Origin of the sequence: Pseudozobellia sp. WGM2 (assembly GCF_017810075.1) — a bacterium.
Lineage (GTDB): Bacteria > Bacteroidota > Bacteroidia > Flavobacteriales > Flavobacteriaceae > JADNYK01.
The window spans coordinates 22,548-37,397 of the sequence record NZ_JADNYK010000010.1; the positions used below are offsets into that span (position 1 = coordinate 22,548).

Annotated in this window: 13 protein-coding genes; 3 read left to right on the forward strand and 10 right to left on the reverse strand. The window is 36.4% G+C overall.

The genetic code is table 11. The features are described 5' to 3' along the window. Positions 1 to 36 precede the first annotated feature (36 nt). A complete protein-coding gene (locus IV512_RS18135) occupies positions 37 to 222 on the reverse strand; it encodes a hypothetical protein (protein WP_100869172.1) in 186 nt (61 codons plus the stop codon). Positions 223 to 491: 269 nt separating this feature from the next. Here IV512_RS18135 and IV512_RS18140 point away from each other — a divergent pair, with 269 nt between their 5' ends. Next, positions 492 to 731 (forward strand): hypothetical protein, encoded by a 240-nt coding sequence (locus tag IV512_RS18140; RefSeq protein ID WP_209405951.1) that lies wholly within the window; start codon positions 492 to 494, stop codon positions 729 to 731. Between the two features lie 8 nt (positions 732 to 739). On the opposite strand, the gene IV512_RS18145 is transcribed toward IV512_RS18140, so the two are convergent. Then, positions 740 to 2,497 carry an FAD/NAD(P)-binding protein gene (locus IV512_RS18145; protein ID WP_209405953.1) on the reverse strand — a complete coding sequence of 586 codons (1,758 nt, stop codon included), beginning with the start codon at positions 2,495 to 2,497 and terminating at the stop codon, positions 740 to 742. Positions 2,498 to 2,742: 245 nt separating this feature from the next. Between IV512_RS18145 and IV512_RS18150 the strand changes: the two genes are divergently transcribed. Both IV512_RS18150 and IV512_RS18155 read left to right on the forward strand, forming a co-directional pair. Then, positions 2,743 to 2,982: a hypothetical protein gene (locus tag IV512_RS18150; protein WP_209405955.1), complete on the forward strand. Its 240-nt coding sequence runs from the start codon at positions 2,743 to 2,745 to the stop codon at positions 2,980 to 2,982. A gap of 308 nt (positions 2,983 to 3,290) precedes the next feature. Next, on the forward strand, positions 3,291 to 3,545 hold the full coding sequence (locus tag IV512_RS18155; protein ID WP_209405957.1) for a hypothetical protein: 255 nt from the start codon (positions 3,291 to 3,293) through the stop codon (positions 3,543 to 3,545). A 193-nt stretch (positions 3,546 to 3,738) separates the two neighbouring features. On the opposite strand, the gene IV512_RS18160 is transcribed toward IV512_RS18155, so the two are convergent. The 8 genes from IV512_RS18160 to IV512_RS18195 form a co-directional block, all read right to left on the reverse strand. Next, positions 3,739 to 4,959, reverse strand: coding sequence for a sensor histidine kinase (locus IV512_RS18160; protein ID WP_209405959.1), 1,221 nt, complete (start codon positions 4,957 to 4,959; stop codon positions 3,739 to 3,741). A 135-nt stretch (positions 4,960 to 5,094) separates the two neighbouring features. Continuing rightward, complete coding sequence (locus tag IV512_RS18165; protein ID WP_209405961.1) at positions 5,095 to 6,489, reverse strand: Gfo/Idh/MocA family protein; 1,395 nt, start codon at positions 6,487 to 6,489, stop codon at positions 5,095 to 5,097. A 79-nt stretch (positions 6,490 to 6,568) separates the two neighbouring features. Then, complete coding sequence (locus IV512_RS18170; protein WP_245224943.1) at positions 6,569 to 7,387, reverse strand: sensor histidine kinase; 819 nt, start codon at positions 7,385 to 7,387, stop codon at positions 6,569 to 6,571. Positions 7,388 to 8,071: 684 nt separating this feature from the next. Beyond that, complete coding sequence (locus tag IV512_RS18175; RefSeq protein ID WP_209405965.1) at positions 8,072 to 9,289, reverse strand: sensor histidine kinase; 1,218 nt, start codon at positions 9,287 to 9,289, stop codon at positions 8,072 to 8,074. A 161-nt stretch (positions 9,290 to 9,450) separates the two neighbouring features. Further along, the gene (gene secA, locus IV512_RS18180) at positions 9,451 to 12,813 is read right to left on the reverse strand and encodes a preprotein translocase subunit SecA (RefSeq protein WP_209405967.1); all 3,363 of its coding nucleotides are present in this window, start codon (positions 12,811 to 12,813) and stop codon (positions 9,451 to 9,453) included. Between the two features lie 293 nt (positions 12,814 to 13,106). After that, positions 13,107 to 13,331, reverse strand: coding sequence for a DUF2795 domain-containing protein (locus IV512_RS18185; RefSeq protein ID WP_013994285.1), 225 nt, complete (start codon positions 13,329 to 13,331; stop codon positions 13,107 to 13,109). Between the two features lie 193 nt (positions 13,332 to 13,524). Next, the gene (locus IV512_RS18190) at positions 13,525 to 14,088 is read right to left on the reverse strand and encodes a cob(I)yrinic acid a,c-diamide adenosyltransferase (RefSeq protein WP_209405969.1); all 564 of its coding nucleotides are present in this window, start codon (positions 14,086 to 14,088) and stop codon (positions 13,525 to 13,527) included. A gap of 251 nt (positions 14,089 to 14,339) precedes the next feature. Then, positions 14,340 to 14,840: a hypothetical protein gene (locus IV512_RS18195; RefSeq protein WP_209405970.1), complete on the reverse strand. Its 501-nt coding sequence runs from the start codon at positions 14,838 to 14,840 to the stop codon at positions 14,340 to 14,342. Positions 14,841 to 14,850 lie beyond the last annotated feature (10 nt).

Here is a 14,850-nt window from a genome sequence, read left to right on the forward strand (position 1 = left end):
ATTATCCCTCAATGAAAATGATTCTCTTAGAAGTTTCTACGACTTGCCAGATGTATTTCGTACGAGACCAACACCTGAAAAAAAGAAGATTGCCCCAAGAACGCCATAGACTATTAAAGTTTTTGTAGTGCCCGATTCGTTGGCAAAGAGAATAGCTGTGTAAATTAAACCACCAATACCTAAGAGTGTAAGTACTGTTCCGAAAATTTTCTTCAAATCCATGGGGTTAAAAATAGAAAAAAATGTGTTACGTGAAGAAAGTTTGTTTGTTCTTACCATAAAGTTCGAGTCTAAATGTAGAAACCTTTCTAAAAATCGGGTTCAAATGCATCTAATCTCGATAAGCGGTTTTTAGGGTTCATTACGCTTATCGGAAGTTTTTTGCACTTTATCCCAAGTTGGGTCATTTAACGAGTTTTTAATCTCGTTGAACGAAGCGAAACCCTGTAAAATAGGGTCTGTAGAGTTTTATATATGTAAAACATACAGTCATGAAAACTATCGCTACTTTAATCTTTGTTCTTTTTATCGGAGTTACTGCACAAGCACAGAAAGCTACTGAAGAAGTAAAAGTAGAGACAGTCGAAATGACGATTACAACTGAAATTACAGTTGAAGAAACAACTCTTGAAAATAAGGCTGAGGTAGCTCGTTTGTACAAGCGAGATAACTACAGAGTAAAGAAAGCGCTTTCTTTTACTACGAAAAGAAACCGCTCTAAAATGGCTTAATTTTTTATTTATTTTGAAGTTAGGCGAGAAACAGCTCCTTCGGCCCAATTGGTAATTCTTTCTCCAAAACATTCTAAAATAGCATCAACCCCGACCACGCTGCCTTTAGCTAATCTTCCTAAAATTGCTAGGGGGATTAGTTCACTTTTTTCCGACGATTTGATAAGTCCGTTCGCATTGGTTTCAATACCTAATTCTGAATGTATAGGCTCGAGGTAATCTTGCCTTAAAAGATGAATGATAATAGGTGAGATAACCTTTAATAGTCTAGGTGCGTCAAGCACACTGTTGATCATAATAGTAGCAGTTACTGCATTATCATTCTTTTTTATAAGCCACCCGTCTTGTGTGATGTGTATCTCTGGGTCTGACAAAAAATCTAAATCAAGTACATCTGCTCGAATCAATGCTAATATTTGCTGCATGCTTTCTACTGGTGGTCCGTAAGAAAATCGTTTTAAACGTTCGTGCAGGGCAATTGTTTTGGCAATATTATCATCGTTCATATCAGCATGGGAAAACGCTTCGTACCAGCTGGGTTGGCAATGATGCCATATCTGACCGATGCAATAATCTAATGATATGGGAGTGAGATTGAGTGCCATATTAACGTAACGTTCAATAATATCTATTGTTTCCATCTTTGTGGAAAGCAGTGTCTTGTGCTGAAAATGCTCATCATCTAACCAGTTTATTACCACTTCTTTGAGTTCTTCGATATCCGTGCCCATATCGTAACGGCTAGCTCCCAAATCGTTATAGACACGCGCTGCTATCTTTGCAATGGCGTTTTTCAGAAAATCATTACCGGAAACGTTTCTTTTTCCAGAAGCAGCCTCTGAAACTATTTGCTTGAAATTTATGATTTCTTGCTCGGTAGGCTTATAAAGTTCGTCTATTTCTGAAGAGAAAGGTTTTGGAGCGAGTGGTAATCCATCCAAAGAAAAAGGCACAATCTTTCTAGGAGTTGATTCGCTAGGGGCGTAATTACACGCAAGAGTTTTCTCGTCTAGAGTTTTAAATGAACCCCCTCTTTCAATCGTAAGTGCTCTCATTACATCTATCATCGCAAGTCCGAACCCTCTAATCGCTACAATACTTTCACTAGAGATTTGGCTATTTTCAATAATGCGGGTTACAGGGTATGGTTCATCATAAAACACGATTTGCGGCTTATTTTGACTATGCTCTTTAAATTTTTTCAGTTGTGAAGATAATTCTGTAGGTTGGTGACCTATAGTTAAAACGACTTCGTCGAAGGTTTCTATAAGACCTTCACGATCATATAATGCAAACTCTTCTTGATTGAAATCTATACGTTCAATTTGTGTTTTTTTTATAGAAATCAAATCATGTGCTAATAGCGGTTTAGCAATGGTATCAAACCTTTCATGTAAGTAACGCCCTAGTTTATTTCTCGGAGGAAAACGATCTGGAGATTTGTTGGGTAATTCTCTTTCATTTTCTGGAAGCCAATGGGTATAGGAAGGAAATGCAGGAATACTAATTTCCTTAATTTTTAATTCGGGACGCCCTTTTAAATTTTGAAGTGCTCGCTCAGAGATATTCAGCCAATTACTATTGGGTTGATTGATATTCCACACACTGCCCGAACCTAGATTTTCGGAAGTTTCGAATAGCGTAGTGGTAATTTTTATTTGATGGTTCCGCTGCACCAAAGTATGATAGAATTGTTCGAGAGCTGAGAGCCCACGAGGGCCTACACCGATTATGGCCAGCTTTTTTTCGGAAGTCTTGGTTACCATTCGAATATTGATAAATGTGATGCAATGTAGTTGTATAATTTAATTGGGAGGGATGCAATCACTTAACATTTCGGTTCAAATGCACCTTAGCTCGGTAAGTGGTTTTTAGGGCTCATAACGTTTATCGGAAGTTTTTTGCACTTTGTCCCAAGTTAGGTCATTTAACGAGTTTTTAAACTCGTTGAACGAAGCGAAACCCCTCAAAATGGGGTCTGTAGGGTTTTATATATATAAAACATACAGTCATGAAAACTATCGCTACTTTAATTTTTGTTCTTTTTACCGGATTTACTGCACAAGCACAGAAAGCTACTGAAGAAGTAAAAGTAGAGACAGTCGAAATGTCAATTGCAATTGAAATTACGGTTGAAGAAACAACTCTTGAAAACAAAGCTGAGGTAGCTCGTTTATACAAGCGTGAAAACTACAGAGTGAAGAAGGCACTTTCTTTTACTACCAAAAGAAACCGCGCTAAAATGGCATAATTTAAGTTCTTTTATTTGCTTATAAATTTTTTTATATCCAATTGATTTCCGCTACTTCCGCATTCAAATAGATATTTACTAGACTTAGTATACATTTCTAGTCTTAGAAATGACAGGTTTCATGAGTAAATGGCTCGTTAAAATACACATTGTCCCGATTTGGAGTATTGGTTATTAAAGACCATTATCGAGAAAAATAATCGGTTTGTCGTGAGATTCGATACCTAACGAATTTAAATGCTTTTGAGCGACCAAATCCTTTAGAAACGGTAGTCTTGGGGTTATTTAGTAAAACCCAAATGTTACTTATGAAAACTGCTGTCACCTTATTGTGTTTTGTGTTATTCAGTGCTATGGCCCTAGCAAATAATGAGATAGATGTTAAGTCTGAATTTATTAAAATGGATATTGTTCTGGTTGATAGCCCTATCAGTGTTGACTCTACTGAGAAAAATGAGACTATTGCACCAAAAAGTATAGCTCGATTGTACAAGTCTAAAAATTCTAGAGTGAAAAAAGCGTTATCATTTTCAACCAAATATAACCGAGCCAAACTGGCATAGATTCATAAACGGTCTTCTATTAATAAACTTGATAAACCTAAAACTTAAATTATGCTGTTAATTTATATCTTGTTAGTTGTCGGCTTTAGAGTTGTGAATGCAATCGTTTTTCCTAAAACCAAAGGTATTCTACGTCCATTGGTAATTCCTGCCAAAAGATAAAATCCACTAGGTTGAAATTAAAGAGCTCTCATTAGGTTGTTGGAGATACTTGATTTCTTATACTCTTAAATCTTACAATATAATGGGTTCCCTTTTTCGAAAAATCACGTTTAATAGAACCTTGTAATTGCCTAACAAGGTTATGTATCAGTTTGAGACCAAGTGAATTTGTTGTTTTATAACTAACTGTTTCTGGAAAGCCTACACCATCATCGCCTATATTGAGTATATATTCGTTTTTTTCGTCTTTACTGAGTTTAATTAATATCTCTCCTTTACTTTCATCTACAATACCATACTTTAAAGCATTAGTGACCGCTTCGTTGATGAGTAAACCCAACGGAATCGCAGTATCTATATTTAGCTTAAGGTCAGGTATATCGATGTCAAGAGTAATGTTGCTGCTCGTACCTTTAATTGAGCGAATGAGATATTCTGCCAACTCTTGAACGTAAGAACGGTATTCAATTCTTGAAAGATCTTCTCTAAGGTAAAGCATTTCATGAACCATTGCCATTGAGATGACCCTATTCTGACTACTCTTTAGAAGACTTTTAACCTCTTTGTCGGCAATATTTCGTGATTGAAGGCTCAATAAGCTCGAAACGGTCTGAAGATTGTTCTTAACTCTATGATGTACTTCTTTAATAAGGGTTTCTTTCTCTATAATTTTCTCTTCCAATTCATTTTTTGTCTTGTACAGATTATGATGTGCATGTAACAGATTTTTGCCAAAAACCCCACCCAATAAATACACGGAAAATAGAATGCTTAAAAGAGCGAAAAGGTTTCTAGAATTTTCAGGTACCACATTATTTACAAAGCTAAAATCAGCTATGCTTTGAGAGTATATAAGTACAATAATCAAAAGGTTGAGATTTAAGTAGATAGAACCATATGATTTGGTGGTAACATAACCTGCAACTACTATAAGGGCAAGTACGAATATAAAAGGACTATTTATGCCGCCACTGTAAAGAGTGATGATGCTCGCCCCTGCAAGTGTCATTATCGATACCGTATTGTAGGTAAGTAAAAGGTTTTTATGGTATTTATAAAGAAAGGTGTTGACTAAATTGAGTATTCCGAACGCTAAAAAAACATACGGAATTACTATTTTGATATCAAGAATATAAAGACAGGTGAAAAAAAACAACAATGAAAAGACTGAGGAAAAGTAATTAACCTTGATAATTAATTTTGCCTTGTCTTTTAACCGTTCTTCTACCTGTCTTTCTTTTTGCCTATGCATAAGGGGAACTTTTATTGGCATTTAAAAAGCGATTCTTTAGGAAAACACTCACGATAAAATGTAAATCTACTTATGTTTTCTCACAAAATCAAACCTTAACAAATAGTATAAAATCTCCCAAAAATTATAATTGCACTAACCTCTTTGAACTTTAGGCTTTAAATCGGTTAAATCTGAAATCTTGATGGGTTGGCCCGATTCTATACTTCGTCGAGCACCAATGCCTATCAATATAGACATTGCACCATCCCGAACACCTGCAGTTCTACCATATTCGTCTACCGTTTCAGGATTTTTGAAAATCTTATCATGTAACCTTTTGTCACCACCACCATGGCCACTCTTTTCTAGCCCAACTTGTATGGTTTCATGTTTGTTCCACAATTTATGAAGAATAACCGGTTCATAGGTTAGTTCTTCTTTACCTGTCTGCGCCATTTCTTTCGCATGTTTTTCAGCTTCATCGATACTGTCGTTTTTAAAATATGGTATATCTTGCCAAGCCTCGATTCTACCTTCTGTACCGTTAATGCCCATTCGCCAACCTTCGTAGGGTGAATAGGTCGTTAGCGAATAATTAAGAACAGTGTTATTGGCATATTTCACTTGGGCCGACATTTTATCGTAGATATCTATATCTTCTCTAAAAAGGCAATTATCACGAATATAGCCATCATGATTTTCATGATTGGCGTAGAGTTTCATCATACGTTCATCTTTAGTAATGTCCCAATGAAATTTGCAGTCATGTTTATGTTCACAAGTACGGCATTTTTCTCCCTTGAAGGGCCCATTTTTTCCGTAAAATTCTAAATCACCATATGCGAAAACCTCACTCGGTTCAGAATCTATCCACCAATTTAATAAATCGAAATGGTGTGTCGATTTATGTACCCAAAGCGATCCGCCACTTTCCATTTCGCCATGCCATCTTCTGAAATATGAGGCACCGTGATAAGTATTTAAATACCAATGAAAATCTACTGAAACCAATTTTCCGATAGCATTGTTCATTATCAATTCTTTAACCTTTGTGGCATACGGGCTCCATCTATAATTGAAACCGACGATTAATTTTTTATCAGATTTTCTCTCTGCATCTAAAATGGCTTGGCATTTAATTTCGTCGGTGGTCAAAGGCTTTTCAGTAAGTACGTCGCACCCCATTTCTAACCCTTTTATAATATACTCATGGTGGGTTGAATCTTTGGTAGTAACAATTACCAGTTCTGGTTTTGTTTTTTTCACCATTTCTTCAAAATCGGTGAAAGTGCGACAAGAAGTACCTATGTACTCTTTACCATACTCTAATCGACCAGGGTTTATATCGCATAGACCAACAAACTCTAGAATATCTGAATATTGATCAACAAGACGTTTTCCCCAGAACGATGTTCCCCTTACCCCAGTACCTACAAGGGCTATTTTGAGTTTTTTGGATTTACCGAAACTGAACGCAGACAAGGGTACAGCCGTGGTTGCTGCCAACATACTGATTGAAGAAATAAATTTGCGACGTGAATTTGTCATTATCTTTAGGTTTAAGGAGTTTAGACTTAAAGATATTGATTTTTATAGAATTGATTTTTTCTGTTTTAAGTCTTGAATATTACGAATGAAATTCTGTGGAGCTTATTTCTTTGAAAGCAATATTATAAGTGGTACCTAGACATGATGGGTCTCGCTCAACGGAACCTTTTAATTGCCTTGCTAGTGTATGAATCAGTTTTAATCCCAAAGATTTTGTGGTTCTTAAATCAATATCTTTCCCATACCCAATACCATTATCGCTAATACTTAAAAAGTAAGTTTTGCCATCTGCCTCTTTGACCAGTTTAATATCAATTTTTCCGTTAATATTTTCGACGAAACCATACTTGAGCGAATTGGTTATTGCTTCGTTGATTAATAAGCCTAGGGGTATTGCCGTATCGATACCCAACTCTATATTAGGTATATCAAGATGAATCTTTACATCTTTATCACCTCCTGCTGAATTTATCAGGTAGTCGCTCAATTCTTCTACATACGATTTGAATTCAATTCTAGATAAATTTTCACGCAGATAAAGCATTTCGTGAATCATTGCCATAGCATTCACTCTATTTTGACTGCTTTGAACAATTTGTTTAATTTTATTATTGCTCGAATTTTTTGATTGAAGATTCAGAAGACTAGAGACAGTTTGTAAATTATTTTTGACACGATGGTGAACAGTACGAAGTAAAACTTCTTTTTCTTCTATTCGTTCTTCAATATGTGTTTTAGATGTTATCATAGAATGATGGGCCTTTAAAAGATCTTTGCCAAATACACCCCCTAAAATATAGACTGAAAAGAGCAAGCTCAATAGGCTAAAGAGCTCTTTTGATGAATCGGGTACCTCATTAATTGACCGATACACTCCCATTTCACTTAACAGGTACATTAAAACAATAACTACAACTATCGTAGTAAGATATATTTTACCAAAGAATCTGGCTGATATGTAACCCCCTAATACGATAATTACTAAAACAAATATGAACGGGCTGTTAATTCCTCCGGATAGAAGTGTTACTGAAGAAGCGCCTATAAAAGACAGTGCTGCCGCTATTACGGCAGATAGCGTTAGTTTTCTATAGAATTGAAGATAGTATAGATTAAGTAAATTGAGTAGGGCAAACCCAAAGAAAATGAATGGTAGAATGCCATTGATGTCGAGAGCGTAAATACAAAATAAGCCGAAAACTATACTTAAGAAGGAAGAATTACAGATAAATTTTTTTAGCAACCGAGTCTGGTTGTTTAATCTAAATTCTATTTTACTGCCTTCGGACATTTATTTGCCAAGTGAATTTGAATATGGCTACGATAATCCCAATTTTGATATTTTTTCGTACCGCTACGATCTGTTTATGATTATGAAACGGTTAAAAATTTTAAAGAGCGTTAGGATATTTCGGCATTAAACTACGACTTTATTACGAAGAATCTCTAGTTATTTATTTAAAAATTTCTGATTATTTGCTTCATTTAGCTGTTTCAAGGGTGAATTAAAGGGATATTGAAATTTTCTATTGAATTATTGTATATTGACTTAATGACCACCAGAATATATAATTAGAGATGTTTAAGAAGTTTTGATAGCGCCTTTTTCAATATCACGAAATGTTACAAGGTAACTGGCTCCTTGTTCTATTTTTATTCTTCTTATAGAACCATGAAGCTGCCTTGCGAGATTATGTATGAGTTTTAGGCCTAACGATTTTGAATTGCTAAAGTCTAAATCATCAGGAAAACCGATTCCATTATCACTTATTCGCAGCGAATAAGTGTTTTGCTCATTTTCTTTTTGTAGACTAATCTTTATACTGCCTTGGTTGCTTTCTACGAAACCATATTTTAATGAATTTGTCACGGCTTCATTGATTAATAAACCCAAGGGAATGGTAGAGTCTACACTCAACTGTATATCAGGTATATCTAAATCGATATGTATGTTTTTTTGTTTAGAGTTAAGTGATTGAACTAAAAAATCGGTTAGTTCATGAACATACAATTTGAACTCTATCTTTGATAAATTCTGTCTCAAATAGAGCATTTCATGAATCATTGCCATTGATAATACCCTATTCTGACTTCCTTTTATCAATTCTTTTATTTGTTGATTATCTGTATTCTTTGATTGAAGATTGAGTAGACTCGAAACAGTCTGTAAATTATTTTTCACTCGGTGGTGTACCTCTCGCAAAAGCGTGTCTTTCTCATCAATTCTTTTCTCTATTTCGGTTTTTGAGTGGTAAAGAGAATGGTGGGTTTCTAATAAGTTTTTTCCAAAGATCCAGCCCAATAAATAAACTGCAAACAATATACTTGCTAAACTGAATAGGTCTTTCGATTTTTCGGGAACGTCATCTGGTATGAAATTTGGGAAGTAGTTGCTCACAAAAAATAATATTATAATACTGGCCAGTACTAGATAAAGATAAATTTGGCCGAAAAGCTGTGTAGAAACATAACCCGCAAGTACGATTATAGCTAGTATGAATATAAATGGGCTAGTAATACCACCACTACATAAGCAAATGACCATGGTACTGGTCCATGATAAAATCGATGTATTAATGGCCATCGTCGTCAAGTTGTTATGATACCTGAACAAGTAGGTATTCAAGAAATTAAGACCTGCATATAGACAAAATACAAAAGGTATAGTGCCATAGACATCGATTATAAATAGGCAGAGTAAGGCAAAAATTAAGCTCAATGTTGAAGAAGTGTAATTAAACTTCCGCAAGAGCTTGAGCTTATTGTCTATTCTATCATGATTAACTGTATTTTTCTTCATACATTATTGCCGATACAGCATTTTTTCGGTAAAAAATCTTAACAGAATAAATCTTCTCAAAAGATACGCAAAACTCTGTATTACAATGCTATGTGATGATGTATAAAATAAAAAACGGCAACTTATTAAGTTGCCGTTTTCCCCAGATAGTTTTTATCTATCTAATTATCGGTCAAGACCCATTCGCCATTATTGATAAGCGGTTCGGCCTGTTTGTATTTGACCGTTTTATTCTCACCTGTCATTACATTTTTTATGGTAACCCTATCGTTACGACCAATTTTCGGGCGCTCTCTAGTTATCGTTTCGGTCACCTGAGGCCTTTGACCCTGTGTCTCGCCAGCTGAGCGATTTCGGGCTGCTAATTCGTCGCTATTCGGTATCTCTTCTTTAGAGGTTTGTAGGTTCTCTTTAGGTCTACGAACATTTCTGGCTTCTTGAATTTCACTTGGGTTACCGCTAGGTAGTTCTCCCTTAAATAAGAATGCAACCACTTCTTTGTTTACTTTGTCAATCATACCTTTAAAAAGTTCAAATGCTTCAAACTTGTAAATCAACAGAGGGTCTTTTTGCTCATGTACCGCTAACTGAACCGATTGTTTCAACTCATCCATTTTACGCAAATGGGTTTTCCATGAATCATCGATAATGGCCAAAGTAATGTTCTTTTCAAAATCATTGACCAACTGTCTACCCTCAGTCTCATAAGCACCTTGTAAATCGGTAACTACATTCAAGGTTTTGATTCCATCGGTGAACGGCACTACGATGCGTTCAAACTTGTTGCTGCTATCTTCGTAAACTTTTTTGATTACAGGAAGAGCGGTTGCCGCATTACGTTCCATTTTTTCAAGATAATGCTTGTATGCCGAGTCATACACCTTCATAGCAACATCTTGTACGCTCAATCTCGCGAAATCATTTTCTGAAATAGGGGAGGTGATGGAGAAATACTTGATTAATTCAAATTCAAAATTTTTGTAGTCACTAGCGGCTTTATTGGTATCGACAATTACCTCACAGGTGTCATAGACCATATTGGCAATATCTACCTTGAGACGTTCCCCCTGAAGGGCGTGTCTTCTTCTCTTATAGACTACCTCACGCTGGGCGTTCATCACATCATCATACTCAAGCAAACGCTTTCTTACTCCAAAATTGTTTTCCTCAACCTTTTTCTGTGCTCTTTCGATAGATTTGGTCATCATCGAATGCTGAATGACTTCACCTTCTTCCAAGCCCATTTTATCCATCATCTTAGCAACTCGGTCAGACCCGAACAAGCGCATTAGATTGTCTTCTAGAGACACATAAAACTGAGAGCTTCCAGGATCCCCCTGACGACCTGAACGACCTCTCAACTGTCTGTCGACACGTCGAGAATCATGCCTTTCAGTACCGATGATCGCAAGACCACCTGCACCTTTTACTTCGTTGGTCAATTTAATATCGGTACCACGACCCGCCATATTGGTTGCAATCGTTACAACCCCTGGGTTACCTGCTTCTGCAACAACATCTGCTTCTTTCTTGTGTAATTTAGCATTCAGCACATTGTGCGGAACTTTTCTAATGTTCAACATGCGCGATAACAATTCTGATATTTCTACGGATGTTGTACCGATCAATATTGGTCTACCTGCTTGTGAGAGCTTTGTTACCTCATCAATAATAGCATTATATTTCTCACGCTTTGTTTTGTAAATCAAATCGTTTCTATCGTCTCTGGCAATAGGTCGGTTGGTCGGTATCTCCATAACGTCCAACTTATATATTTCCCAGAATTCACCTGCCTCTGTGACCGCTGTACCTGTCATACCGGCCAGCTTATTGTACATTCTAAAATAGTTCTGTAACGTAACGGTGGCAAAAGTCTGCGTAAGGGCCTCGATTTTGACGTTCTCTTTGGCCTCGATAGCTTGGTGTAATCCATCGGAGTAACGACGACCATCCATAATACGGCCGGTTTGCTCATCAACAATCATAACCTTATTGTCCATGACCACATACTCCACATCTTTTTCGAATAAGGTGTATGCTTTCAGTAATTGGGTCATGGTATGAATACGTTCGCTTTTCACCCCAAATTCTTTGAAAAGCTCTTCTTTAAGTTCGGCCTCTTTTTCAACCTCTAGATTTTGATTCTCGATTTTGGCAATTTCACCGCCTATATCGGGCATAACGAAGAAGTCACGATCCTGTGCGCCAGAGATATGGTCTACACCTTTATCGGTCAATTCTATTTGATTGTTTTTCTCATCGATTACAAACAATAAATCTTCATCAACAACAGGCATTTCCCTATTGTTGTCTTGCATATAATAACTTTCTGTTTTTTGAAGCAATTGCTTGATGCCTTCTTCACTAAGGTATTTGATGAGAGCTTTGTTCTTCGGAAGGCCTCGGTGAACTCTCAATAATAGAAACCCACCTTCTTTGGTATCGCCGGCGGCAATCAATTTTTTGGCCTCTGCCAATACACCTGTTAGGTGGTGTCGTTGTTTGTTTACGATATCACCAACCTTCGGCTTCAGTTCATTGAATTCATGTCTGTCACCTTCTGGTACGGGCCCAGAAATAATCAAAGGAGTACGGGCGTCATCGATTAAAACCGAATCTACCTCATCTACGATGGCATAATGGTGTGGGCGCTGTACAAGATCTTTTGGGGTATGGGCCATGTTATCTCGCAAGTAGTCAAAACCAAATTCATTATTGGTACCATAAGTGATATCTGCATTATAAGCAGCTCTTCTACCTTCTGAATTAGGTCTGTGATAATCTATACAATCGACTGAAAGACCATGAAATTCAAAAATTGGAGCCATCCAGGCGCTATCCCTTTTGGCCAAGTAATCATTGACCGTTACCAAATGAGCGCCATGACCGGCCAAAGCATTAAGATACAAAGGAAGAGTAGCCACCAAAGTTTTACCTTCTCCGGTCTGCATTTCTGCAATTTTACCTTGATGCAGGGCGATACCACCAATAAGCTGTACATCGTAATGAACCATATCCCAAGTGACCTCTTTGCCGGCGGCATCCCAAGAGTTGCTCCAAATTGCCTTTTCTCCATCGAGGGAAACATAGCTTTTTGTAGCTGAAATTTGCCTGTCGAATTCTGAGGCCGAAACTGAAATTTTTTCGTTGTTGGCAAACCTTTTTGCAGTTTCTTTGACTACTGCAAAAGCCACCGGTAATATTTCGTTCAGAGTTTTTTCGGTGATAGCATAAGCTTCTTCTCTAAGCTTGTCTATTTCGGCATAAGTTTCTTCATTTTTGTCAATATCGGTCGAAGTTTTAACTTCTTCTTCCAATGACTCTATTTTAGCAGTAATTTCGCTGATGTCTTCTGCAATCTTCAATTTAAAGGTGTTGGTCTTATCCCGAAGTTCGTCATTGCTTAAACCTTCTAGCTGGCTTTCAAAAGATTTAATCTGTTTTACAAGAGGTTGAAGTTCTTTGACGTCTTTCTCTGACTTATCGCCAACGAATACCTTTAATACTGAATTTAAAAAACTCATGCTGTTTTTTTTATAATTGAAACATCATTTGACACCAATGATGTTATATTTTCTTTTACTGTTTCAAGACTTCAAAAGGTGTTCCAGTAATACTTTTTACTGTAAAACAACTTATTGACTGCCAAAATTACAGAGAACTAAACAATGGTCGTTATAATCAGGGGCGAATTTAACACTTTGCCGCGTAAGATTATCTATTTTTCTTGCGCGAGAAGAATAGAGGGGGTTAAATTATAAAGGAGAACAAAAAAAGCCCCTGATGGGGCTTTTCTAAAATAGTTTTTTGACATATATCAATACTCGTCCTCATTCCAGAGGTAGTCTTCTTCAGTTGGATAATCAGGCCAGATCTCTTCGATAGATTCGTAAATTTCCCCACCTTCCTCTTCCATGGACTGTAAGTTTTCGACGACCTCTAAGGGCGCACCCGTACGAATAGAGTAATCAATCAATTCGTCTTTCGTCGCCGGCCATGGTGCATCACTCAAATAAGATGCTAGTTCTAATGTCCAATACATTTTTGTAAATCGGTTTTAAATTTTTGCAAAAATAAATTTTCTGTTTATATAGCCAAGGATAAATGGCTAATTTATCAGCATTATTTTTGTTTTAATAGTTTGATAACGAAGAATTAATCAAATTATTAGAGAATTGCAAATAATTACCCTTCTTTATTCCTTAACCATGATTTAGATACTAATTCTGAGGTTTTTAAGGAATCCATTTGACTTCTTCTACATTCAATTCTTGTGACAATTTTCGTGCCAGTACAAAAAGGTAGTCGGAAAGTCTATTCAAAAATGACAAGATCAAGATATTAAATGACTCCTTTTCGTGAAGGAGGGTACAAATGCGTTCTGCCCTTCTACAGACTGTGCGGGCCAGGTGACAGTATGACACTGTAGTGTGCCCACCCGGAAGGATAAAATGGGTCATCGGTGCAAGTGATTCGTTCATGGTATCGATTTCATTTTCTATAGATTCAATGATATCGTTGTTTAAATCTGGGAGATTTAATCTCTTTTTTCCGTTTTTTAGCACGGCTTTATCGGGATCGGTGGCCAATACGGCACTAATATCGAAAAGTTGTTTTTGTAACCCGCTGATGAAAATTCTATGGGTTTCAGCTATATCTTGATCTCGAATAAGGCCTAGCCAAGAATTAAGTTCATCTAATGTGCCATAACTTTCAATACGAATATGGTGTTTTTTGACTCTTGTACCGCCAATTAAGGCGGTTGTGCCCTTATCACCTGTTTTTGTATATATTTTCATAAGTAATGACTTGCGCCTTCGGGTTTGCCAAGCGGGTAAATTATTGATTCATTTAAAAGGCTATATAGTATCATCCTCATTTTTCGACTTTCGTTTTCTTTGGTGGCCATCGAGGAATTTTCTCGTCTTTCTGTTTCTAGATTGTCTTCTATTGGTCATCGTAATAAACAAGTATATAACTACAACTACTCCTAAAACGATATAAATGGTATTTTCTCCCATAATTTAGAAATTAGTTTAAAGTTAGCAGTTTAAACTCGAATCTTGAAATGCTCTTTTTCTTGTTCTTTCCTAAAGAAAACGGCGCCACAGTAAAACATATCAATGGTAACTGAAACCCTATTATTATTTTTTAAGTCGTTCCAGATATTTTTATGTTCAGCATCTAAATAAATATTATCTATTAGTAAAATGCAATCGTTGCTTATCGAATTGGTGGATGAGAATATTTGAGTTAATAAGCGCTTTTCTGGCTTTTTCAAAAATATCAAATCTGCTTTACTTTCAATGATATTAACTTTTGGATAATGTTCTTTAATCATCTGAGATATCGCCTCACTATCATTAGTTCGAACTCTTTCAACGTTGAAATAATCGATACTTTTTAATAGTATGTTGAGGGTCTTTCTTTTGTGAAAGCGACTTTTGGTATACAGACATTTCGTTAGGTAAGAATAGACGAAAGGGGAGTGTACACCATGTTGATTGGTTGCTTTCAATAGAAATTTCACATGTTGAAAAAACTTGTACAAAACGTATTTG

What these genes read in the sequence shown, in the direction of transcription:
- IV512_RS18135 (WP_100869172.1), bottom strand. Translation starts at nt 222, where the DNA reads ATGGATTTGAAGAAAATTTTCGGAACAGTACTTACACTCTTAGGTATT.
- IV512_RS18140 (WP_209405951.1), top strand. Translation starts at nt 492, where the DNA reads ATGAAAACTATCGCTACTTTAATCTTTGTTCTTTTTATCGGAGTTACT.
- IV512_RS18145 (WP_209405953.1), bottom strand. Translation starts at nt 2,497, where the DNA reads ATGGTAACCAAGACTTCCGAAAAAAAGCTGGCCATAATCGGTGTAGGC.
- IV512_RS18150 (WP_209405955.1), top strand. Translation starts at nt 2,743, where the DNA reads ATGAAAACTATCGCTACTTTAATTTTTGTTCTTTTTACCGGATTTACT.
- IV512_RS18155 (WP_209405957.1), top strand. Translation starts at nt 3,291, where the DNA reads ATGAAAACTGCTGTCACCTTATTGTGTTTTGTGTTATTCAGTGCTATG.
- IV512_RS18160 (WP_209405959.1), bottom strand. Translation starts at nt 4,959, where the DNA reads ATGCATAGGCAAAAAGAAAGACAGGTAGAAGAACGGTTAAAAGACAAG.
- IV512_RS18165 (WP_209405961.1), bottom strand. Translation starts at nt 6,489, where the DNA reads ATGACAAATTCACGTCGCAAATTTATTTCTTCAATCAGTATGTTGGCA.
- IV512_RS18170 (WP_245224943.1), bottom strand. Translation starts at nt 7,387, where the DNA reads ATGTACCTGTTAAGTGAAATGGGAGTGTATCGGTCAATTAATGAGGTA.
- IV512_RS18175 (WP_209405965.1), bottom strand. Translation starts at nt 9,289, where the DNA reads ATGAAGAAAAATACAGTTAATCATGATAGAATAGACAATAAGCTCAAG.
- secA (WP_209405967.1), bottom strand. Translation starts at nt 12,813, where the DNA reads ATGAGTTTTTTAAATTCAGTATTAAAGGTATTCGTTGGCGATAAGTCA.
- IV512_RS18185 (WP_013994285.1), bottom strand. Translation starts at nt 13,331, where the DNA reads ATGTATTGGACATTAGAACTAGCATCTTATTTGAGTGATGCACCATGG.
- IV512_RS18190 (WP_209405969.1), bottom strand. Translation starts at nt 14,088, where the DNA reads ATGAAAATATATACAAAAACAGGTGATAAGGGCACAACCGCCTTAATT.